Origin of the sequence: Mucilaginibacter sp. OK098, assembly GCF_900142915.1 — a bacterium.
Taxonomy (GTDB): Bacteria; Bacteroidota; Bacteroidia; order Sphingobacteriales; family Sphingobacteriaceae; genus Mucilaginibacter.
The window spans coordinates 1,278,275-1,301,250 of record NZ_FRCM01000001.1; the positions used below are offsets into that span (position 1 = coordinate 1,278,275).

The 22,976-nt window shown below is 38.8% G+C and carries 17 protein-coding genes; 9 read left to right on the forward strand and 8 right to left on the reverse strand.

The window, feature by feature from the left end; genetic code table 11:
• Window positions 1–18: 18 nt before the first annotated feature.
• Genes bioA through BUE31_RS05300 form a run of 3 tightly spaced genes read right to left on the reverse strand, consistent with a single transcriptional unit; the run spans window position 19 to window position 2,692 of the window.
• Window positions 19–1,284 carry an adenosylmethionine--8-amino-7-oxononanoate transaminase gene (gene bioA / locus BUE31_RS05290; RefSeq protein ID WP_073400900.1) on the reverse strand — a complete coding sequence of 422 codons (1,266 nt, stop codon included), beginning with the start codon at window positions 1,282–1,284 and terminating at the stop codon, window positions 19–21.
• Window positions 1,281–1,721: an NUDIX domain-containing protein gene (locus BUE31_RS05295; RefSeq protein WP_073400901.1), complete on the reverse strand. Its 441-nt coding sequence runs from the start codon at window positions 1,719–1,721 to the stop codon at window positions 1,281–1,283. Before BUE31_RS05295 ends, bioA begins: the two co-directional genes overlap by 4 nt.
• On the reverse strand, window positions 1,721–2,692 hold the full coding sequence (locus tag BUE31_RS05300) for a cation diffusion facilitator family transporter (protein WP_073400902.1): 972 nt from the start codon (window positions 2,690–2,692) through the stop codon (window positions 1,721–1,723). The genes BUE31_RS05295 and BUE31_RS05300 overlap by 1 nt, the downstream gene beginning before the upstream one ends.
• A gap of 341 nt (window positions 2,693–3,033) precedes the next feature.
• Between BUE31_RS05300 and BUE31_RS05305 the strand changes: the two genes are divergently transcribed.
• Window positions 3,034–4,227 carry a pyridoxal phosphate-dependent aminotransferase gene (locus BUE31_RS05305; protein WP_200801860.1) on the forward strand — a complete coding sequence of 398 codons (1,194 nt, stop codon included), beginning with the start codon at window positions 3,034–3,036 and terminating at the stop codon, window positions 4,225–4,227.
• Between the two features lie 135 nt (window positions 4,228–4,362).
• Here BUE31_RS05305 and BUE31_RS05310 read toward each other — a convergent pair whose 3' ends face one another.
• From BUE31_RS05310 to BUE31_RS05330, 5 genes are all read right to left on the reverse strand, one after another.
• Window positions 4,363–4,893: a hypothetical protein gene (locus BUE31_RS05310; RefSeq protein WP_073400903.1), complete on the reverse strand. Its 531-nt coding sequence runs from the start codon at window positions 4,891–4,893 to the stop codon at window positions 4,363–4,365.
• Window positions 4,894–5,360: 467 nt separating this feature from the next.
• On the reverse strand, window positions 5,361–5,888 hold the full coding sequence (locus BUE31_RS05315) for a hypothetical protein (protein WP_073400904.1): 528 nt from the start codon (window positions 5,886–5,888) through the stop codon (window positions 5,361–5,363).
• 439 nt (window positions 5,889–6,327) lie between these two features.
• Entirely contained in the window at window positions 6,328–9,507 is a 3,180-nt protein-coding gene (locus tag BUE31_RS05320; RefSeq protein WP_073400906.1) for an efflux RND transporter permease subunit, read from the reverse strand.
• Window positions 9,508–9,567: 60 nt separating this feature from the next.
• Window positions 9,568–10,701: an efflux RND transporter periplasmic adaptor subunit gene (locus BUE31_RS05325; protein ID WP_073400908.1), complete on the reverse strand. Its 1,134-nt coding sequence runs from the start codon at window positions 10,699–10,701 to the stop codon at window positions 9,568–9,570.
• A gap of 9 nt (window positions 10,702–10,710) precedes the next feature.
• Window positions 10,711–12,036: a TolC family protein gene (locus tag BUE31_RS05330; RefSeq protein ID WP_073400910.1), complete on the reverse strand. Its 1,326-nt coding sequence runs from the start codon at window positions 12,034–12,036 to the stop codon at window positions 10,711–10,713.
• Between the two features lie 343 nt (window positions 12,037–12,379).
• On the opposite strand from BUE31_RS05330, the gene spt reads away from it, so the two are divergent.
• The 8 genes from spt (at window position 12,380) to BUE31_RS05370 (ending at window position 22,748) form a co-directional block, all read left to right on the forward strand.
• Window positions 12,380–13,585 (forward strand): serine palmitoyltransferase, encoded by a 1,206-nt coding sequence (gene spt / locus BUE31_RS05335; RefSeq protein WP_073400912.1) that lies wholly within the window; start codon window positions 12,380–12,382, stop codon window positions 13,583–13,585.
• 120 nt (window positions 13,586–13,705) lie between these two features.
• A complete protein-coding gene (locus BUE31_RS05340) occupies window positions 13,706–14,824 on the forward strand; it encodes a GNAT family N-acetyltransferase (RefSeq protein ID WP_073400913.1) in 1,119 nt (372 codons plus the stop codon).
• Window positions 14,821–15,807 carry an NAD-dependent epimerase/dehydratase family protein gene (locus tag BUE31_RS05345; RefSeq protein WP_073400928.1) on the forward strand — a complete coding sequence of 329 codons (987 nt, stop codon included), beginning with the start codon at window positions 14,821–14,823 and terminating at the stop codon, window positions 15,805–15,807. Before BUE31_RS05340 ends, BUE31_RS05345 begins: the two co-directional genes overlap by 4 nt.
• A 25-nt stretch (window positions 15,808–15,832) precedes the next feature.
• Entirely contained in the window at window positions 15,833–17,155 is a 1,323-nt protein-coding gene (locus tag BUE31_RS05350) for an inositol-3-phosphate synthase (protein ID WP_073400930.1), read from the forward strand.
• Between the two features lie 545 nt (window positions 17,156–17,700).
• On the forward strand, window positions 17,701–20,259 hold the full coding sequence (locus BUE31_RS05355; RefSeq protein ID WP_073400932.1) for a DUF5686 and carboxypeptidase-like regulatory domain-containing protein: 2,559 nt from the start codon (window positions 17,701–17,703) through the stop codon (window positions 20,257–20,259).
• 18 nt (window positions 20,260–20,277) lie between these two features.
• The gene (locus BUE31_RS05360) at window positions 20,278–20,988 is read left to right on the forward strand and encodes a CDP-alcohol phosphatidyltransferase family protein (RefSeq protein ID WP_073400934.1); all 711 of its coding nucleotides are present in this window, start codon (window positions 20,278–20,280) and stop codon (window positions 20,986–20,988) included.
• A gap of 199 nt (window positions 20,989–21,187) precedes the next feature.
• Window positions 21,188–21,808 (forward strand): sterol desaturase family protein, encoded by a 621-nt coding sequence (locus BUE31_RS05365; protein WP_073400935.1) that lies wholly within the window; start codon window positions 21,188–21,190, stop codon window positions 21,806–21,808.
• A gap of 1 nt (window position 21,809) precedes the next feature.
• The gene (locus BUE31_RS05370; protein WP_073400937.1) at window positions 21,810–22,748 is read left to right on the forward strand and encodes a phosphatase PAP2 family protein; all 939 of its coding nucleotides are present in this window, start codon (window positions 21,810–21,812) and stop codon (window positions 22,746–22,748) included.
• Window positions 22,749–22,976: the final 228 nt, after the last annotated feature.

Sequence of the window (22,976 nt, forward strand, 5' to 3'; positions counted from 1 at the left end):
GGATTTTACGGATCGGAGTTAAATCTCCTCCAACGCTTGCGCAATTTTGCTGTAAATGTAGTTCAGCTCGGTATCAGTTATGCAATACGGGGGTAAAATGTAAATAATGTTTCCCAGCGGGCGCAGTATAATCCCAGCATCTAAAAAGTATTGATACAGGGTATCTCTCAATGAGCTAAAGTAAGAGGTATTATTCCCGGTTTCCCACTCCATCGCAATAATTGTTCCTGTTTGCCTTACCGTTTTAATTTTGGGATGATGTTTGATCTTTTGAAAAAATTGACGGTGCGACGCTTCAATCCTCGATATATTTTCCTGGGTCGACGGTTCCACAAAAAGATCCATACTTGCCAGCGCTGCTGCACACGCAATTGGGTTAGCCGTAAATGAGTGCCCGTGAAATAAGGTCTTTAATCTATCATCTGATAAAAAAGCATCGTAGATCTGCTGGCTGCAGGTAGTTATCCCCAAAGCCATTGTGCCGCCGGTTAAACCCTTAGAAAAACACATAATATCCGGCTGCTCAGTTACATAATTACAGGCAAAAGGTTTACCTGTACGGCCAAAGCCGGTAAACACCTCATCATCAATCATTAAAACCGCTTCCTTGCGGCAATGCGCCATCAGCTCATTTAAATGCGCTGCTTCGTACATTATCATACCACCAGCTCCCTGTACTAAAGGCTCGAATATGAAACAAGCTAAATCAGATTTGAGATCTGAGATCTGAGATTTCAGACTTTCAATATTTTCTGCTGTAGGCAGGTCAATAAACTCAACTTCAAACAGTAAAGAATCAAACGCGGCGGTAAAAGCGCTGCGGCCGCTTACTGCCATAGCCCCGAAAGTATCGCCATGATAGGCATTTTTAAAGGCCAGGATCTTAGTGCGGGCCTCGCCCTTATTATGCCAATATTGCAGGCACATTTTAATTGCTACCTCAATGGCTGTTGAACCATTATCTGAGTAAAAAGCTTTTTTTTGATTGATTGGCAATAGTTTGAGCAACCGCTCTGCTAATTCAACCGCCCCCTCATGGGTAAATCCGGCAAATATCACGTGCTCCAGCTTATTTAGCTGTTCAGCAACCTTTTTTGCGATGTACGGATGCGCATGTCCATGGATATTTACCCACCAGGATGATACGGCATCTATGTATTTTTTACCATTTTCATCAAAAAGGCAGGCGCCTTCGCCACTTACTATGGGTATAGGCGGCAATGCCGTTTGCATTTGAGTATAAGGATGCCATATTACATTTAAATCTCTCTCAACCAGTCTCATATAGTATTTATTAAAAGCTCAGCAACATGTTTATCTGTAGGGAAAACAAAATCATCAGGGTTCAGGTCAGTTAATTTCACCCATCTGAAAGCCTGCAGCACATCCCCTTCGCCATCAAAATCAAACACGACAGTTTTTATGGCAAAATTAATAGGATCAATGTTTTTTACTATGTAATAAACACTTATTATCTGCGAATCATTAAAGGCCGACTTAACAAAAAAATCTGTAGTATAAAAATGGCTTATCACCTCAATGTTGATATTGCATTCCTCAACAAATTCACGTTTCAAGCCATCTGTTAAGCCTTCGCCAAACTCCAGTCCTCCACCGGGGAACTTTGTAAAACGCATCCCATACTCCTGCTCATCACTGATCAGCACTTCACCGGCATCATTAATTAATATGCCATAAACACGAACGTTAAATGGGTACATTATTCAAAGTGTTTTTTATTGCGGATAATTTTATCCAGCGTCCAGGTAATATCTTCCGTTTTAGCTTCGCTTCTTATAGGGCAATTTGGCATGCTGCAATAATGACAACATTCGGGCAAACAAGGGTCGGCATGGATAAATAACTCTGTTTTTGTTACTTCTTTGTTAATCAGCTTATCAACTAATTTCACCTCTTCATGCACCCGGTTAAGGTCAAAATAATTCGGTAAAGTCAAATGGCAATCAATATGCAATTCATTGCCATATTTCTGAGCGCGAAAATTATGAATATCAATCCACTCCACTTTTCGCTTTTCATTTAAAACGGCTACAATTTCGGTAACAACGCCAAAGTCGGCTTCATCCATCAATCCGGATACTGACCTTCTAACCAGTTTATAACCGCTGTATAAAATATATAAGGCTACCAATATGGATAAGGCGCTGTCCAGCCACAATATTTTTGTGAAATGAATAAGCAATAAGCCAACCACTAAGCCAATGCTGGTAACCATATCGGCAAGCAAATGCCTGCCATCAGCCTCAATAGTTATTGATGGCAATAACTTACCCTTGCCTATCATGTAATAGCCTAAAGCGCCGTTAATTATTCCTGTTATGCCGATTATTATGGCGCCTGTTAAAAGATCGTGTATGGCATTGGGATAAAAAATGCTGTAAACAGATTTTACGATAATGATAATTGCGGCAATGGCAATTAATGAGCCTTCAATAAAAACAGAGAAATATTCAACTTTCCCATGGCCGTAAGGATGATTTTCATCCCGCGGCTGTGCTGCCAGGTAGATACTAAAAAAGGCAAAGGAACTAGCCAATACATTTACTATGCTTTCGGCCGCGTCAGTGAGCACAAAGTTTGACGCGGTTAAAAAATAAGCCCCGAATTTTGCAAGCATCAGCACTATACCCACTATCAATGCTATTAGTATGATCCTTTTCTGCTCTTTCAAAACTTTATTTATTAGCGGGCAAAAATATGTATTTTAAGTGTATAGTTGAAGGTATTTGATGCTAAGCGTTATAAAAGAAAGAACTGCCTGGTGTTAAGGGCGTTTAAATAAAAAGTAAACATTTTATTTAACACCAAGATTTAGGACTTTTGCAAAGCGCTAAGCAGATAGTTTAGAAATGTTTATAAAAAAAATAAAAAATCTACTTGAAAATTAAAGCTTTTGCAAAACTCCGGCCCAATTATATAGGATTTTTAGTCACAAAACAACGTGCGGCTTAACACTAATTATTTATCACATAGTAGTTTTTCTATATTTGCCGCGCAATAATTAAAAACTATATGAGTACATTAAGTAACAGGATCAATAACCTGTCTGAATCAGCAACCATCAAGATGGCCAAAATGGGCCGCGAACTTGCCGCAAAAGGCGTAGATGTGATCAGCCTTAGCTTCGGCGAACCTGATTTTCATACCCCTGAGCATATAAAGGCGGCTGCCAAGCAGGCTATGGATCAAAATTACACCTATTATACTCCGGTATCGGGTTATCCTGAATTAAGGAAAGCCGTATCAGCAAAATTGAAGAATGAAAACGGGCTTGATTATGATTTTAGCCAGATAGTTGTTTCAACTGGCGCTAAGCAGGCTATTGCCAATGCGGTGCTATGTTTGGTAAACCCAGGCGAAGAGGTTATTATCCCCACTCCTTACTGGGTATCATATTCTGAAGTGGTTAAGCTTGCCGAAGGGGTTAGCGTTTTTATTGAAGCACCTGTTGAACAGGATTTTAAAATTACTCCAGCACAATTAGAGGCTGCTATAACACCAAAAACAAAGTTGTTTATGTTTTCATCGCCATGTAACCCTACAGGCAGTGTTTACAGCAAGAGCGAACTGGAAGGTTTGGCTAAAGTTTTTGAAAAACATCCACAGATCTACATCCTTTCTGACGAGATCTATGAGCATATCAACTTTGTTGACAAGCACGAATCAATTGCACAATTTGATTATATAAAAGACCGCGTAATTATAATAAACGGCTGGTCAAAAGCTTTCGCAATGACAGGCTGGAGAATAGGTTATACTGCATCAAACAAAGAAATTGCCAACGCATGCGATAAGATGCAGGGTCAGATAACCTCTGGCACCTGTTCAATTACACAACGTGCAGGCGTTGCAGCTTATGAAGGCGGACTGGAAACTGTTTTAGAAATGCGCGAAGCCTTTAAAAAGCGCCGTAACCTGGTTTATGACCTTTTAAAAAACATTGAAGGTATAAAAGTAAACCTGCCCGAAGGCGCATTTTATTTTTTCCCTGACGTTACTTCATTTTTTGGCAAAAGCTATAATGGCAAAACCATTAATGATGCTGACGAGTTAAGCATTTACCTTTTAGAAGAGGCCCATGTAGCTACTGTAGGTGGTGATTCTTTTGGCGATAAAAAGTCAATCCGGATCAGCTATGCAGCAGCTGAAGATAAGTTGATTGAAGCCATGAATAGGATAAAAAAGGCTTTAGGAAAGTTGGTTTAAGGACATCCGAAAGACCGAAAGTCGATAAGTCCGAATGAGGATTTTTTTAAACGTAAAAAGCCCTTGCAAATTTTGCAAGGGCTTTCTTATCTTTCGGACTTTCGGTCTTTCCTGACTTTTCGGACTTGTCTTTAATTACAGTGCAAAACCATAAGCTAAACGTAAGGCTACTGTACCATAGCTATCGTTCTGACCTGAGAAGTTTTCATAACGAACACCAACATCCCATGATTTATTTGCCCAGCCTAATCCAGGTGAAAGGATTAACTTGGTATTCTTAACATACTGAGAGCTGGTTTCAAATCCGGCGCCTGCTTCCGCACCGAAATACACATTTTCAGTGAAGAAGGCTTTAACACCAACTTTTACCGGAACAAGGCCAATGCTTTTACCACCAATATCTTTAGCGTTCTGGTCGGCAAAGAAATTATAATAGCCTGATGTAAGGGTTAAAGCTACGTCTTTAGCAACACCATATTGTAAACGTGCAGTACCACCAAGCTCAAATTTCGAGTAATCATGTATAGCGCCGGTAGGTATGCCGCCTTCAATTCCAAAGCCTAAGCGCCATGCGCTTTTATCGGTTGTTTGTGCTTTTACATTAACTGAGAAAAATATAGCAGCAGCAGTTGCTACTGTTGCTATCCATTTTGTTGAATTTTTCATTGTAGTGTTTTTAGTGAAATAATAGATAATTCTATACACTCGGCCTTACAAATATTTGGCCACTATGCCAATTTTATTGTCTGTTTTGTGTAAACAAGGCACTGATTCGGTAATTAACATAGTTTGCTAACAATTGTTAATTGCGTTACATCCTGATACTCAGATAACTTTTTAACCTCAATAGTTAGTGAACATGAATTAACATTTTTTTAATAATAAAGGAATAGAGAAGGAAACTATTAGTTAAATTTATCTATTTTCACAACATTTTTGCAGGGTAAAAAGGTCAAAAATGTACTTTTCAAGCGACGATTTGGAGGTTAGAGATTAGTATATATACTGCCGAAGGTTACACATGCTACCGTGAGTTTAGCGCAAAGTAACACATGGCAGCGATGAAATTGTGTATCGCTACTTTTTATTTGATCTGTCTCAGTAGAGTCTCTTCTCTAATCTCCAGTCGCTAATTACAATGAAAAACCATAGCCTAAACGTACTGCTACCATACCGTAGGTACCATAGCGAGAGAAATTTTCATAGCGTAATCCTACATCCCATGATTTATCTGCCCAGCCTATTCCGGGGGAAAGAATCAATTTTTTAACCTTTGTATATTTGGTTTCAAAACCTATACCTGCCTCACCGGCAACATAAATATTATCAGTAACAAATGCCTTAGCACCCACTTTAACCGGAACAACACCAAAGCTTTCACCTCCGCGATCTTTTGCTGCCTGGGTAGCTGAGAAATTATAATAACCTGAAGTTAAAGTTAAAGCTACATTTTTATTGACGCCGTATTGCAAACGGGCGGTTCCGCCTAACTCAAATTTCGAATATGCAGGGCTTTTATGTAAAGCACCGGTAGGTATCCCGCCTTCAATTCCAAAACCTAAGCCCCAGGCACCTTCAGCAGTTGTCTGTGCTTTTACATTAACTGAGAAAAATATAGCAGCAGTTGCTACTATTGCTATCCACTTTGTTGAATTTTTCATAGTTGTGTTTTTAGTGAAATAATTGGTGATTTTATATATTCCGGCCCCACAAATACTTTGCCACTGCGTTAAATTTCATTGGCTGTTTTATATGAACAAGCTAATTATATGGGTAATTAACTCTCATTCTAACTGTGGTGATAAGAATATTACTTTAACCGTTAGTTAACAATAAAACAAGCACAGCGCATCGTTACAGTTAAATTTACTTCTTATCACAATATTTTGCAGACTAAAAAGGTCAAAAATGTACTTTTAAAGCGACGTTGGTCTTAGAGATTTGTGATTAGAGATTGGAGATTAGGATTAGCCATATGCGGCTATGAAATATCGTTTAGTCACTTTACTGCATAGTAGACCCGTTTAAAACTAAAAAATGCTTTTCATCAGCTGCCAGGCAGGGATGAAAAGCATTTTATTATACATAACGGAGTTTTATTTATGACTGCGGGTCAACTTCCGGATCGGGCTTATAGTTTTTCTCTAATTCAGCCAGTTTTTCTTTCCCGTAAGCAAATTTGGTTATCACATAAAACAGAACCGGTACAATAAATATAGCGAACGATGTTGCTGTAAGCATTCCTCCAAAAACCGTCATACCTATGGTTTTCCTGGCCTGGGCACCTGCGCCTGACGCAAACACAAGCGGCAATACACCAAATATAAATGCCAGCGAGGTCATCAGGATCGGCCTTAAACGCAGTCGCACAGCATCTAAAGTAGCTTTTTCAAGCTCCATACCCCTGTCTACCCGTTCTTTGGCAAATTCCACTATCAAAATTGCATTTTTGGCCGCTAAGCCGATGAGTGTTATCAACCCTATCTGGGCATAAACGTTATTAGTAAGCGATGGACTTAAATAGAGGAATAAAATTGCTCCAAAAGCGCCTAAGGGTACAGCCAGCAACACCGAAAACGGTACTGACCAGCTCTCATACAATGCAGCAAGGAACAAAAACACAAAGCCTATTGAAAGTAAAAATATATAAACCGTTTTTGAGCCGGATAATAATTCCTCCCGGCTTAAACCCGAAAACTCGTAGCCATAGCCTTGCGGTAATGTGCTGTTTGCAACTTCTTTCAGCGCATTTAAGGCATCACCGCTACTATAACCCGGTTTTGGGCTACCATCAATCTCGGCAGAGCGGAAGAGGTTATAATGTGATATTAATGGTGCGTTTTCAATTACCGTATGATTTGTTACTGTGCTTAATGGTACCATCCCCCCTGCCTGGTTACGCACAAAATATTGCCCTATGTTATCAATATTAGTCCGGTAATTGGTATCGGCCTGGGCCACCACGTGAAAGTTTCGCCCGTAAATGGTAAAGTCATTAATAAATATACTTCCCATATAGGTTTGTAAAGCATTATTAATATCGCTAATGGCAACACCCAGGCGTTTGGCTTTTTCACGATCGATAGTAAGCTGGTAAGCTGGCGTACTTGCTGTAAAAAATGAAAACGCTTTGCCTATTTCAGGGCGTTTATTAATTGCAGCAGTAAGCTGCCTCAAGGTTTTCTCAAAGGTTTTTATATCTCCACCGGCTTCTTTCTCTTCCATTATAAATGAGAAACCGCCCGTGCTTCCCAAACCCGGGATTGCCGGTGGTTGAATTACAACTACACTGGCTTCCTTAAACCTTGCCAACCGTTTTTGCAAATTAGCTATAATGGCTCCTATTTGAGTTTCAGCGGTCTTTCTTTGATCCCACGGTTTAAGCTGAACAAATATGGTTGCACTGTTTGATTTACTGGCAAAGCTCACCGCGTTTAATCCGCCAAGGGCTGCATAATGCAGGATGCCTGGTATGCTATCCATGGTGGCCATCATCTGATGTAAAACGGTAACGGTTCTTTGTGTTGATGAAGCCTCCGGCAAATCATAGGTAACATAGATCCTGCCGTCATCTTCCAGTGGTATAAATCCACTTGGCTTATTCCTGAATAAAATAATGGTTCCAACAACTATGCACACTAATATAATGATCACAAATTTGGAGTTTTTTATACCCTTATCAACCCCATTTCTATACTTGCCCGTTATGCGCTCAAACCATTCATTAAACTTAAAAAAGAATTTATTGAGCCCTTTTGATTTATCATCAATTTTATGCGGACGCAAAATAAGGGTACACAATGCCGGTGTTAATGATAAAGCCACAAATGCCGAGATCAAAACGGAGATGGCAATGGTTATGGCAAACTGCTGGTATAGCCTGCCTACAATGCCCGGTATAAATCCTACAGGAACAAATACCGCCGCCAATATCAGCGCTATTGCTATTACCGGTGCAGATATGTCGCGCATTGCATGAATTGTCGCGTCTTTTGGCGACATCCCCTTTTCATCCATATAATGCTGCACCGACTCAACCACCACAATGGCATCATCAACCACAATACCAATAGCAAGCACAAAGCCAAATAAGGTAAGTGTATTTATAGTGAAGTGCAATGGTATAAAAAATATAAAGGTACCGATGATTGATACAGGGATGGCCAGCACCGGGATAAGTGTTGTACGCCAGCTTTGTAAAAACAAAAACACAACTATTATAACTAATACAAGTGCAATCAGCAGTGTTTCAACAACCTCCTGAACTGATACCTTTACTACAGTTATTGATTCAAATGGCACTACGTAATCAACATCGGTTGGAAAAGCCTTTTTAAGCTCGTTCATGGTGGCATACACTGCATCGGCTGTTTCAATGGCATTACTATTTGGAGCCTGGTATATTAACAGGTACGATGCTCTTCTGCCATCAACAAATGAATTACCGGCGTAGTTAAACTTGCCCAGCTCAACGCGGGCAACATCCTTTAAATGAACAATAGCGCCGGTACTGGGGATTGTTTTTACTATAACATTGGCAAATTCTTCAGGTTTTGATAAGCGCCCTTTTACCAATACGGTATACTCAAAAGGCTGTGCTTTTTCCTGCGGTGTTGATCCGACCGTTCCGGCTGCTACCTGTGCATTTTGCTCATTCAATGCAGCGGTTACATCGGCAGCTGTCATTCCAAGTGCAGCAAGCTTATCAGGCTTTAGCCAAATCCTCATACTAAAATCATCAGCACGGGTAAAAACGTCGCCCACACCTTTTGCACGCAAAAGCGCATCCTTTATAAAAATATTGGTGTAGTTATCCATAAAGGTAACATCATGCGTTCCCTTAGGAGCGAACATGGCAACCAGCATTAATATGCTGGGGTTACGTTTACGAACGGTTAATCCTAAACGCTGTACATCCTGTGGTAAAGTTGGTGTAGCTATACCAACCCGGTTCTGCACATCAAGCGCAGCTATATTAATATCAGTACCAACTTCAAAGTTTGCGGTCATGGTCATTTGACCATTGCTTGTACTGTTACTCTGCAGGTAGGTCATTCCGGGTGTGCCGTTTACCTGTACTTCAATTGGCGTGGCAACGGTTTGCTCAACCGTTAAGGCATCGGCACCGCTGTATGTACCTGTAATTTGTACGGTTGGCGGTGAAATTTCAGGATACTGCCCTATTGCCAGGCTGGTGATGGATAAAATACCAACCACCACAATTACCAATGAAATAACAATTGCTGTAACCGGTCTTTTTATAAAAGTATCTGCGATCATTCGTTTGTTTTTAGAAAAGGATCAATTATTTTCCTGTACTGTTTTACAATGCAATAAAGCTTATTGTTTAGCTTTAGCCGGAGCCCCCTGCTCTACCGGTTTTCCCAGCGTAATTTTCCCGCTGTCGCGCAAACGCTGAAAACCATCGGTAATAACTTTATCGCCCGGAGCTAACCCGGATGTTATAACCACGTCAGTACCTATCCGCGGGCCCAATTTTACTTTATGCTGCTTGGCCATAGTATCAAGGGAAACAAATACAAAAAACTCGCCCATGTTTTCAGACACTGCTTTGTATGGGATCTGCAGCTTGTTTCCCGATTCGCTGTTCAATACATTTAAAACGCAGCTCATGCCATCCTTAAGCACATCACTCTGGTTTGGAAATTCAATTCTTACCTTGATGGTTCCTGTTTGGCTATTCACCCCCCTGTCAATAGCCAGTACTTTACCCGATTGGTTATAAGTAGTACCATCAGATAGCTGGAGTTTAAAGGTAGAATCTGTGCTGCTTTTTTGCAGACCGTAAAAACGGTTAATATCCTGCTCATTAATTACCACATCAACACCAATAGGATGCTCGCTTGATATGGTGTTTAACAAAGTACTGCCTGGTGTAACCTGTGCACCCAGCTTTACCTGCGAAATGCCTATGCGGCCAGTAAAAGGAGCGCTTATTGTTGCATATGAAAGATCGGTTTTTGCAGATGCTACCGCGGCCTTTGCTACTGCTACCTGGCTTTTACTGGTTTCGAAGGTAGCTTCGGCCTGGTCAACAGTTTGGCGGGCAACAGCATCGTTTTTAAGCAGCATGTTATACCTGTCAATATCTTTTTGAGATTTTACCAGGTTAGCCTGTGCGCTTTGTAAATTAGCTTCGGCCTGGGTATAGGCATCCAAAAACTTACGCCTGTCTATTTCATACAAAGGTTTACCTTTTGATACAATTTCACCCTCTTTAAAAAATATACCGGTTATAAAACCGGTAACCTGGCTTCTAAGCTCAACAGTATTTAAAGCAATTACGCTTCCCTGGAATTTATCATAATAAATGGCTTCGGCTTTTTTAGCTTCAGTAACGTTCACCGGCGTTGGCGGGGGGGCGGCGTTTTGCTTTGCCTTGTCGTTATTATGGCATGATGACCATATTAACATACAAACCGTTCCTGTTAAAAGTATATCTCTTGTTTTCATATTCAATTTTTATTGTACTGATAATGTACCCAATGATTTCTCCAGGTCTATCTTACTTGATAATAACTGGAACAACGCATTATAATAATTCAATTCGGCAGTCCGCAAATCAGATTGCGCCACAATTACATCAAGGTAAGTTTTAATACCTTCCCTGTACTGAAGACTAACTACTTTGTATACGTCTTTGGCAAGGTCAACATTTTGTTTTATCAGCTGCCAGCTGGTATAGTTACTTTTATAACTGGCTATTGCCTGTACATATTCGGTATTAATGGTATTTGCGGAATTTTCGATATCCAGGTCGCTGCGTGTAGTCTGCAAACGCGCCTTACTTAGGTTTTGCAAACGCTTACCGCCCTGAAAAATAGGTAATGCCAATGAAAGCCCCGCATAGGCGCTTGGAAACGAAGTATTGTAAAGGTTACTGAATTTATTGCTTAAATATACCCAGTTATAGCTGCCCACTGCCGACAGGGAAGGCAAAAAACCATATTTATAATAATTTACATTTACCACCTGCAGGTTTCTTTGTGTTTTTAATAAGCGATATTCAATGCGGTTATTTACATCAAGCCGCTGGTTAGTATCAATATTGGCTTCCTGCTCATAATGAGTAGAATCGTACGATAATACTAAATTATGACCTGCGGAGATCCCCATTATTTGTTTCAAATAAGCCAGTTTGCTGTTAATTGCCTCGGCAGTTTGTTTGCGGCTTGCTATTGAATTATTTAGCGAGATGGTTGCCTGTTTATAATCAATTTTGTCAGAAACGCCGGCCTGGTATCTGTTGTAGGCATCTTTTAAACTGCGTTGCAGCCTGGTAATATCCTCATTTAAAATATCCAGTTGTTTTTGCGATAGCAGTACATCAAAAAATGCTTTGCTAACGTCTGATACCACATTTATCTGGCTGCTTAAAATATTTTCCTTATAATATTGGCGCGAATATTTAGCTGCTTTAGCTGCCTGCAGCACATCATTATTATAAATAACCTGGCTGGCCTGTAGTCCCAACGTTGAAAATTCATCAATCCTTGTACCGGCAACCGGTGTTGCACCTGTATTGGTATTTTGAGGGGTGCCCTTAAAATAATGCTGATATTGCCCCGAGCCATTTACCTGCGGCAACCAACCAGAAAGGCTTATCTTTATATCTCTTTCACTAATTTCCTGGTCAATGGATGCTTGCCTTACCACCGGCTGGTTGCGTAAAGCAAAGTCAACACATTGCTTTAAGGTTACAATGGTATCGCCGCTGGTTTGCGCAAAAAGGACAGTTGGCAAAATTATTGTTAAACAAAATATTAGTGAATAGGCAGATTTTTTCATATATTGAGGTGCAGCATCCAATTAGTAACACAAATTAAGGACAATGGTTGTCGATAATTTTTAATTTTAATAAGGATATGCTAATATGGTTACATTTTCTTTCTTCCGTAAAACAAGCAACAAAAATTTTACGTAACAATGTCACAAAAACAACAATTAAGCGGTGTTTTTGAAGTTTTTATAAAAAAATGAAAAATAGTGTCACCAAATAACTAAAAAATTTAATTAATTTGCCGAATGGGAGCTGGTTTGCTTTTATCGTAATTAAAAAAATTACTAACTAATTATAAGAAGATAACCTAATTCATGGTATTTTTACAAAAAATTTAAGCAGGGTTAATACATGGTTAAAAGACTACATGAGAAGATCGCACAATTCCAGGATGCCAACCTAATCCGGGAAATGGGCCTATATCCGTATTTCAGACCGATCGAGTCTGGTCAGGATACAGAAGTATTTATAGATGGCAAACGTGTATTAATGTTTGGTTCCAATTCTTACTTAGGATTAACAAGTCATCCTAAAATAAAAGAAGCATCTAAAAAAGCAATTGATAAATACGGAACAGGCTGTGCTGGATCAAGATTTTTAAACGGGACGCTTGATATACATATTGAGTTAGAAAAAAGGCTTGCTAAATATGTTGATAAGGAAGCTGCTGTATTGTTCAGCACCGGTTTCCAGGTTAACCTGGGGGTGCTTTCAAGCATTACCGGCCGCAATGATTATTTGATACTGGATGAATATGACCACGCTTCGTTAATTGACGGAAGCAGATTATCATTTTCAAAAGTTATTAAATATGCCCATAACGATATGGAAGATCTTCAGCGCAAGCTGAGTATTTTACCTGAAGAAGCTGTTAAGCTGATTGCCGTTGATGGGATCTTTAGTATGGAGGGCGACATTGTTAAGCTTCCTGAAATTGTTAAGATAGCCGATAAGTTTGGCGCCAACATAATGGTTGATGATGCCCATAGTTTGGGTGTTATTGGTCACAATGGTGCAGGTACTGCTTCACATTTTGGCCTTACAGACCAGGTTGACCTGATAATGGGAACTTTCAGTAAATCATTGGCCTCATTAGGCGGATTTATTGCCAGCGACGCTGAAACAATTGACTATTTAAAACACCGTGCACGCGCGCTAATGTTTAGCGCAAGTATGCCTCCGGCATCTGTGGCGAGTGTAATTGCAGCGCTGGATATTATTGAATCAGAGCCTGAGCGCATTGCCAAGCTTTGGGACAATACCAATTATGCAATGAAACTTCTTTTAGAAGAAGGTTTTGATTTGGGCCCAACCGAAAGCCCTATCCTGCCTATCTACGTTAGGGACAATCATAAAACATTCCTTGTTACCAAGCATTTACAGGATGCCGGAATATTTGTTAACCCTGTTGTTTCTCCTGCCGTACCTTCCGACTCATCGTTATTGCGTTTTTCGTTAATGGCCACACACACTTTCGAGCAGATCGAAGAAGCCATTGAGAAAATTGCAAAAGCATTTAAAGATGTTGGCGTTACATCAATTAAAGAAAATATATAAACCCGGCCCGTGCCGATATAGCAATAACTTAGCGCAATAAAACAAGCATCGCAGATATTAATTTATCCGCGATGCTTATTTACGTTTAAGGACATACACATTACTGAACTTAACATCCTGATGAAGAAAATAGTACAGGTTAATTCTAAGAAAGAACTTGGGGCATTTATTGATTTTCCGCATGACCTTTACAAGAACGATCCAAACTATGTTCCTGAATTATTTATCGCCCAGCGCGACTTACTGACCATCCACCCTTTTCACAAGCATAATTTATTGCAAACTTTTTTGGCTTATGATGGTGATAAAATAGTTGGCCGCATAGCCGCTATTTTAAATAACAGCCACAATGAGTACAATAAGCGAAACGATGGCTTTTGGGGCTTTTTTGATTGTATAAATGATCAGGAAACAGCCAACCTGCTTTTTGAAACCGCTGCACAATGGCTTAAAGAAAAAGGAGTAGATCAAAACTTTATTGGCCCGGTTAACTTTTCTACCAATGAATCATGCGGTTTGCTGATCAAAGGTTTTGACAGCCCGCCGATGCTGATGATGACCTATAATTATCCGTATTATATCGACCTGATTGAAAAAGCAAAATTTGAAAAACAAATTGACCTTATCGCCTGGCACTGGGACGGCGATGGGTACGATGATAAATCAATAAGGTTGTTAACTGCTTTGCAGGAAAGGCTAAAGCGTAATAACATAGTTATCCGTAAGGTTAATTTGAAAGACTTTAAGAATGAAGTTGCCAAGGTGCGCGAGGTTTATAACTCCGCCTGGGATCAAAACACCGGGTTTGTGCCATTTACCGATGAGGAGTTTGACTACCTGGCTAAAGACCTGAAATTGATTTTGGATGACGATTTTGTTTGGGTTGCCGAGCAGAATAATAAAATTGTTGGCTTTGGCTTAGCCTTGCCAAATTTTAACGAGATCTTCCAAAAAATAAAAAGAGGCCGTTTACTCCCTACCGGGATCTTCAAATTGTTATTGAATAAAAAGAAGATAAAAAGCATCCGTATTTACGCGCTTGGTGTTGTTGACGGCTATCGCAAAATGGGGATCGAAGCTTGTTTATATGGATCAATAATAAGTGCATATAAAAGAAAAGGGCTGTTGCACGCAGAAGCAGGCTGGACATTGGAAAACAATGTGCTTATAAACGAAGCCATTATTGCTATTAAAGGAGATCCGTATAAAACATACAGGATCTACGAAAAACAGATATGAAGGAACGGGTTTTAATAACCGGTGCAAGTGGGTTTGTTGGTTACCACCTTATTAATGAAGCAATAAATAACAACCTCGAGGTATTTGCAGCAGTACGCAAAAGCAGTAAAACCGACCATTTAGATGGTTTTGATATTCAGTATACATATCCGGACTTTACCAACCTGCAGGCGTTAAAGGATAACATAAATGAAAACAAGTACGATTATATTATTCACGCAGCCGGGGTTACCAAGGCAAGGTCGGCAGCTGAATATGATAATATAAATGCAGGTTATACTTATAATCTTGCATTGGCTGCCCTTGAAAGTAATATCAGCTTAAAAAAATTCGTACTTGTAAGCAGCCTGGCAGCAGTAGGACCTCTAAACACACTAAGTGGAATAATAACTGAAAGGACTGCCCCTGCCCCGGTTACGGCCTACGGCAGGAGTAAACTGCTTGCTGAAGAAAAATTAAAAAGCTTAGCTGATTTAGATTATACAATATTAAGGCCCACAGGTGTATATGGGCCGCGCGACCGTGATATTTTTATTTTTTTTAAACAACTGAACAATCATATTGAACCGTATATTGGTAATATTGAGCAAAACTTAAGCCTTATATACGTTACAGATTTGGCTAAAGCAGCAATTAAAGCTTTACATGCAGGCAATAAAAAAACATATAACCTAAGCGACGGAAATTTTTATGATCGCTATGCGTTAGGTAATATTACCAGGGAAGTGCTAAATTTAAAAACGATTAAATTTCATTTACCTGTAAACTTTGTAAAATTAATAGCTAACATATCCGAAAAAGTGAGTTCTTTGGCCAATAAAGCTTCAGTATTAAATATTGAAAAGCTAAATGAGCTGATGGCGGTTAACTGGAACTGTGATATTGCCCTGGCCGAGGCCGATCTTGGATTTTCTCCCCAGTATGATTTAAGATCGGGAGTAACCGAAACATTAAAATGGTATAAAGCCAATAAGTGGCTATAAAATGTATACACTATAATTAATAAATATGAAAACTAATATTAAACCAGCTAATGGTAAATTAGGTATTTTAATTCCGGGCCTGGGAGCCGTAGCCACAACCATGATTGCCGGCGTTGAAGCCGTAAAAAAAGGTATATCGCAACCAATTGGCTCACTTACCCAAATGGGGAGCATACGTTTAGGAAAAAGAACAGAGAACCGTTACCCAAAAGTTAAGGATTTTGTTCCATTGGCTAAATTGGAGGATATTGTATTTGGCGGATGGGATGTATACTCAGATAATGTTTATGAAGCTGCAACCAAAGCTAAAGTACTTGAAGCAGATTTGTTAAAATCTGTAAAAGCCGAGCTTGAAGTTGTTGTGCCTATGAAAGCGGCATTTGATAAAAACTACGCTAAAAATCTTATTGGCACCCACGTTAAAACAGGTACCCGTTATGAGATGGCGCAGGAGGTAATGAATGACATTACCACTTTTAAAGAAAAAAATGGCTGCGACCGTATAGTATTAATCTGGTGCGGATCAACAGAAATATATTACGAAGCCTCAGATATTCATCAAACTGTTGAAAAGTTTGAGCAGGCTTTACTTGATGACGATAAACGCATTTCGCCAAGTATGATCTATGCTTATGCAGCTTTAAAAATGGGGATTCCGTTTGCAAACGGCGCACCTAACTTAACAGTTGATATACCGGCTATGATAGAGCTGGCAAAACGTACCGAAACCCCAATTGCCGGTAAAGACTTTAAAACAGGGCAAACTTTAATGAAAACCATTTTGGCCCCGGGCTTAGCGGCACGTTCATTAGGTGTTAAAGGCTGGTTTTCAACCAATATTTTAGGTAACCGCGATGGTTTGGTATTGGATGATCCGGATAACTTTAAAACTAAAGAAGTTTCAAAACTGGGTGTACTGGAAGATATTTTAAGGCCGGAAGATAACCCTGAGCTATACGGTGATCTGTATCATAAGATCCGTATTGATTACTACCCTCCGCATGGTGATAACAAAGAAAGTTGGGACAACATTGACATTTTTGGCTGGTTAGGTTATAAAATGCAGATCAAGATCAATTTCCTTTGCCGCGACTCTATTTTAGCTGCGCCAATCGCTTTGGATCTGGCTTTATTTAGTGACCTTGCTAAAAGATCAGGCATGAGCGGAATCCAGGAATGGTTGTCGTTCTACCTTAAATCGCCGCAAACAGCAGAAGGCCTGCCACCTGAAAATGATATCTTTAAACAATTAATAAAATTACAAAACACCCTGCGCCACTTAATGGGCGAAGACCTGATCACTCACCTGGGTCTTGACTATTACCAGGAATTGGTTGATGTGCTTTAACCAAATTATAAAGGTATAAATATTGAAAGGGTTGTAAATTAACATTTACAACCCTTTCAGCTTAATTAACATATTTCTCTACCCTTAAATTTCATTCTTTGGTATATATAACTATTTGCAAATTGTAACAATTATATACCAACTTACAGCGTTCATAATAACCTCTTGCTTTTCCCCGTTGTAGGGGTTAATTTATGATAATACAATTGTAAAGTTCCAAACCAGCCCCGTTGCAAATCATATTTGACTTTTTGACCACAATAGTCTGTAAGGATTTTTTTTACCTTTGGCTTTTAGTTACAATTAACCCCATCTACCCAAAAAGCTTTTATAAATATGGCTTTTTAAGGCGAAGGTTTCTGATTTAAAAGTAAAACCATTGATAACACAATGATTTTACAAACTGGTTATGTTATCAGCAATATTTGGAGTGTTTATTGTTAAGTAAATTGGTTAAATATTGTTAAAAGATGATTCATACATATTTTATAGCTTAAAATCCCGTATATCTATAAAATTTGTATCTGCATAAGAGCGTAAACTACATGAACTATACATACTTATACAAGAAGTTATTTTTATTAAGCTTCTTTTTACTTTTTACCTCTATAATATTTGCACAAACAACGGTTGTTAGCGGCATTGTTACTGATGCCAGTAATAAACAGCCAATGCCTTTTGTAACTGTTGCATTTGCAGGTACCACCATAGGAGGCCCGACAAATAACGATGGTCAATTCAATATCAGTACTGATGGAGCAGTTAAACAGATCAAAGTTTCTTTTTTGGGGTATAAAGACGCCTTTTTACCCATTAAGCAGGGTATAACACAAGTTATAAATGTAAGGCTAGTCCCTGTTGCTAACCAGTTGAATGAGGTTACAGTTACTTCGGGTAAAAAGCCTAAATACCGGAATAAAGACAATCCGGCAGTTGAACTGATCCGTAAGGTTATTGAAAACAAAGAAAAAAACCGCCCTGAAAGCTATCCTTATGTTGAATATAAAGAATACGATAAAATGCAGTTTTCATTAACCAATGTTTCTCCAACACTGGCTGATAAAAAGTTTTTTCGTAAGTATGCATTTGTTATAAATAACAGGGACAGCACTACAGTGCCCGGTAAATCACTACTACCAATTTTCCTTAATGAAAAACTTTCTCAATACTACTACCGCAAAAGCCCCGAAAAGGAGAAAACAATTGTACTGGGCGATAAAAATGTAAATTTTGGCGGCTCGATCGACAGTGAGGGTTTGGGTGCGTATTTTAAGCACATGTATTACAAGGTTGATATTTATGACAATGTAATCTTCCTGATGACTAATAACTTTTTGAGCCCGATAGCCAATTCTGCGCCAACTTTTTATAAGTTTTTTATAACCGATACCATTGCTTTTAAAAACACCAAGCTTATTGAGCTAAGTTTTACACCACGTAACACTGCCGATATGCTTTTTGTTGGCAAGCTGTACGTAACGCTTGATGGTAATTATGCTGTGGAAAAAGTTGAGCTTAACATCAACAAAAATATCAACCTTAATTTTGTTAACTCAATGAGGGTTGACCAGGAGTTTGAACAAAACCCTGATGGCCGGTTTCACCTGAGCAAAAGCACTACGCTTGCTGATTTTGGCTTAACCAAAAATAAAAAAGGCGGCATGTTTGGGATCAGGACTATTACCTATGGAAACTATGCTGTAAATATACCCCATCCAGATAGTACATACCAACACCAGGAGCTTGCAGAATCGGATGAAGTAAAACACAAAAGCGATGAGTTTTGGAAAGAAAACCGCCTGGATACGCTTAGCAGAGCTGAATCAAAAGTCTACAAAAATGTCGACAGTCTCCGTAACATGCCTTCTTTCAGGCGTACAATGGATATTGCCACATTAATATTAGCGGGCTATAAAGGTTTCGGTGGGTTTGAATTAGGCCCGGCAAATACATTTTATAGCTTTAACCCGGTTGAAGGTTTTAAACTCCGTGTTGGCGGCCGTACAACTCCCGAACTAAGCAAACGTTATTATTTTGAAACTTACGGAGCTTATGGATTTAAGGATCAGCAATTTAAATACTTTTTGAGTGCTACCTACTCACTTAATAATAAATCTATCTATAAGTTTCCACAGGATTACGTTAGGGTGAGCACTCAATATGATACACATATCCCGGGCGCAAACCTGCAATTTGTACAGGAAGACAATTTTTTATTATCATTTAAGCGTGGTCAAAACGACAAATACCTGTACGACAGAAGCTATAACTTTGATTATGTACATGAATTTGAAAGTCATTTTTCTTACCACTTTAGCCTCAAAAGACTAACCCAGGCACCGGCAGGTTCCCTGTACTTTTTAAATAGTGTAGGAAATGACCCGGCAAATGTTGTAAAAGATTTAACTACCAGCGAAGTTGGATTAAGCTTAAGGTATGCACCAAAAGAACAGTTTTACCAGGGTAAAATATACCGCACTCCGGTACCAAGTAAATACCCCATTCTATCGCTTGATTACACTGCCGGTTTAAAAAATGTTTTAGGTAGTCCTTATGGTTATCAAAACCTGCATGTTGAAGTAGACAAGCGTTTTTATCTATCATACCTGGGCTATGCCGACGTAACTGTTGAGGCTGCAAAGACATTTGGCCAGGTGCCTTATCCTTTGCTTGATATATTCAGGGCAAACCAAACGTATGCTTACGATATTTACTCTTACAACTTAATGAACTTTTTAGAGTTTGTGGGTGATCATTACGCAAGTGTAAATATTGATCAGCATTTTGTAGGGTTCTTTTTTAACAAGGTGCCATTGTTAAAAAAATTAAAATGGCGCGAGGTACTCTCCCTTAAAGCAATTTATGGTGGTGTAAGTGATACTAATAATCCTTCATTACACCCATCATTATATCAATTTCCTGTATCTTCAACGGGTCAGCCTATAACATATGCATTAGGAAAAACTCCTTATGTTGAAGGTAGTGTTGGGATCGAAAATATATTTAAATTTGTACGGGTTGACTTAGTTAGGCGATTTACTTATTTAGATCATCCTGATGTTTCGAAATACGGGATCCGTGCAAGAGTAAAATTTGATTTTTAAATAACGGCAATATTAGCAATGGAACAGCAAACATCGGTACGCACTAACCTTCAACTAGGTATTTACAAGGTTATAGATCCTGTAGTTAAAGTTTTTATAAAATTGGGCCTTACGCCAAATGCAGTTACATCAATTGGTTTTGTACTGAATGTGGGTGTAGCCGTAATATTTATTATTGGTGCCGAGGAAGGTAACCGTGGCGATCTTACCTATGTGGGATGGGCCGGCGGCCTGATACTTTTTGCCGGTTTGTTTGATATGCTTGACGGACAAGTAGCCCGCCTTGGAAATATGAAATCAACATTTGGCGCTTTGTATGATTCAGTATTAGACCGTTATAGTGAATTGATAATGTTTTTAGGCATCTGTTATTACCTGGTTGGTCATCATTATTTTTTAAGTTCGATATTTGCCTTTATCGCGCTGATAGGCTCAATGATGGTAAGCTATGTAAGGGCCCGCGCCGAAGGGCTTGGCATTGAGTGCAAAGGTGGTTTAATGCAACGCCCGGAGCGTGTGGTTACTATTGGCTTGTGTGCCATGCTTTGCGGATTAACCTCATTATATATTGGCGGCGATTATAAGCTTTATGTACCGGGGATTAAATTTCACATTTTTGAAACCATGACGATATTTACTTTTCCAATTGCCGTTGTAGCAGTACTTACAAATATCACCGCTTTTAAGAGACTGGTTGATGCTAAAAAGTCGCTTTTAGAACAACAATAATTTGACTGCCCGGCGGTTTAAATATTAATCAATTTATATTTTAGATAAGCCACGTAGACAGAAAATATCATATCTTCGTAACAATTACATAAAAAGGTTTACAGTTCGCCAAAACATTGCTAAAATTGGTGTTACAAATAAATTGATAAATTGAATAACAGGCAGAGAAATTTTAAAATATTTTAAACCCTGAGCAGAGATGAAAAAGAAATATGTTTCCAATTCACAGGAATCTGTGAGAATGTTTAAGAGTGATTTTTTAGAAAGTTTATCTAAAGTTCATTTCACCGTACCCCTGTATATTTTTGTACCCGTAATAGCTTTTTGTATTTATAAATACACGCAAACCGGTTTGGGCGCCTTTCTTTTTATTGAATTATTTATATCAGGTCTATTTATATGGACATTGGTTGAATACATAATGCACCGCTTTGTATTTCATTACGAGCCTGCTGATAAGCCATGGGCGCAAAGAATGCACTTTGTTTTTCATGGTGTACATCATGATTATCCAAGCGATGCCAAACGCCTTGTGCTTCCTCCTTCAATGAGTATTCCTTTGGCAACCGGCTTTTACTTTTTGTTTAATGCCATTTTGCCAACCAACTATGTTTTTGGTTTTTTCCCTGCCTTTATATTAGGCTACCTTTTTTACGATATATCGCACTATGCTATACATCACTTTAATTTTAAAGGTAATATCTGGAAAAAAATAAAACAGCACCACATGCTGCACCATTACCAGGATCCGGCCAAAGGATATGGTGTTAGCTCGCCGCTTTGGGACAAAATTTTCCGGTCAGATTTCTTAAAAAAATAGCATGGATAATGCTGTTAGTGATTGTATTAAGATCAATACACGATCTGTAGCTACTGTTTTAGCAATAACTGTATTCTATTTACTGTTATCGGTTCTGCTGGTTGGCTTTAAAAGCGATCAATTAGTTCTTGCAGGGATCTTTAATGCCGCATTTTTCCTCTCGTCAATCAGCCGCAAGTTCATAATAGGCTTTTCAATATTTATAGTTTACTGGATCATCTTCGATTATATGAAGGCTTTTCCAAACTATAATTATAATACGGTACATATAGCCGATCTGTATAATTTAGAAAAGCACCTGTTTGGGGTCCATTTTAATGGTAAGCTTTTAACTGCTAATGAATATTGGCGAATAAATGGGAAAACCTGGATTGATGTAGCTGCAGGGATCTTTTACCTCTGCTGGATCCCCGTCCCCCTGGCATTTGCAGGTTTTTTGTTTTTTAAAAACAGGCGGCAATTCCTATATTTTTCATTAACGTTTGTATTAATAAACTTTATCGGCTTTATAGTTTATTACCTGTATCCCGCTGCACCACCATGGTATGTACAGTATAATGGCTTTATTTTCCATGCCAAAACACCGGGCAACACCGCCGGATTGGCTAAGTTTGACAATTACTTTCATAGAGGCATATTTAAGTCTATCTATGCCAAAGGTTCAAATGTATTTGCCGCCATGCCTTCCCTGCATTCATCATACCCTGTTGTGGTTTTGTATTACGGCATAAAAAACCGGCTGGGGCTAATAAATATATTTTTTGCAATAGTAATGCTTGGCATTTGGTTTACTGCCGTGTACGCAAGCCATCATTATATAATTGATGTATTAGCTGGAATACTCTCGGCTACAGTTGGCATCATAATATTCAATTTATTACTTACCCGTATAAACTTTTTCAAAACCTTTGTTGAGAAATACGAAAAGTATATCAGCTAATATCAGCATTCCCTCATCTTCTCTGGAATTATTGTACTAATTACTTGTCAGTACTGACCACTCTACCCTATTATTAACATTTGTTAATATGTTTTTCTTGCGCGAATTTTCAAATAAAGGCGTTTTTATTTTCACATAGCAATAAATAATTTATTAGGAGGAAAAAACAATACCAATTATTGTCATATAGCAAATTATAGGCACATTTTTTGAATGTGATAAGTATAT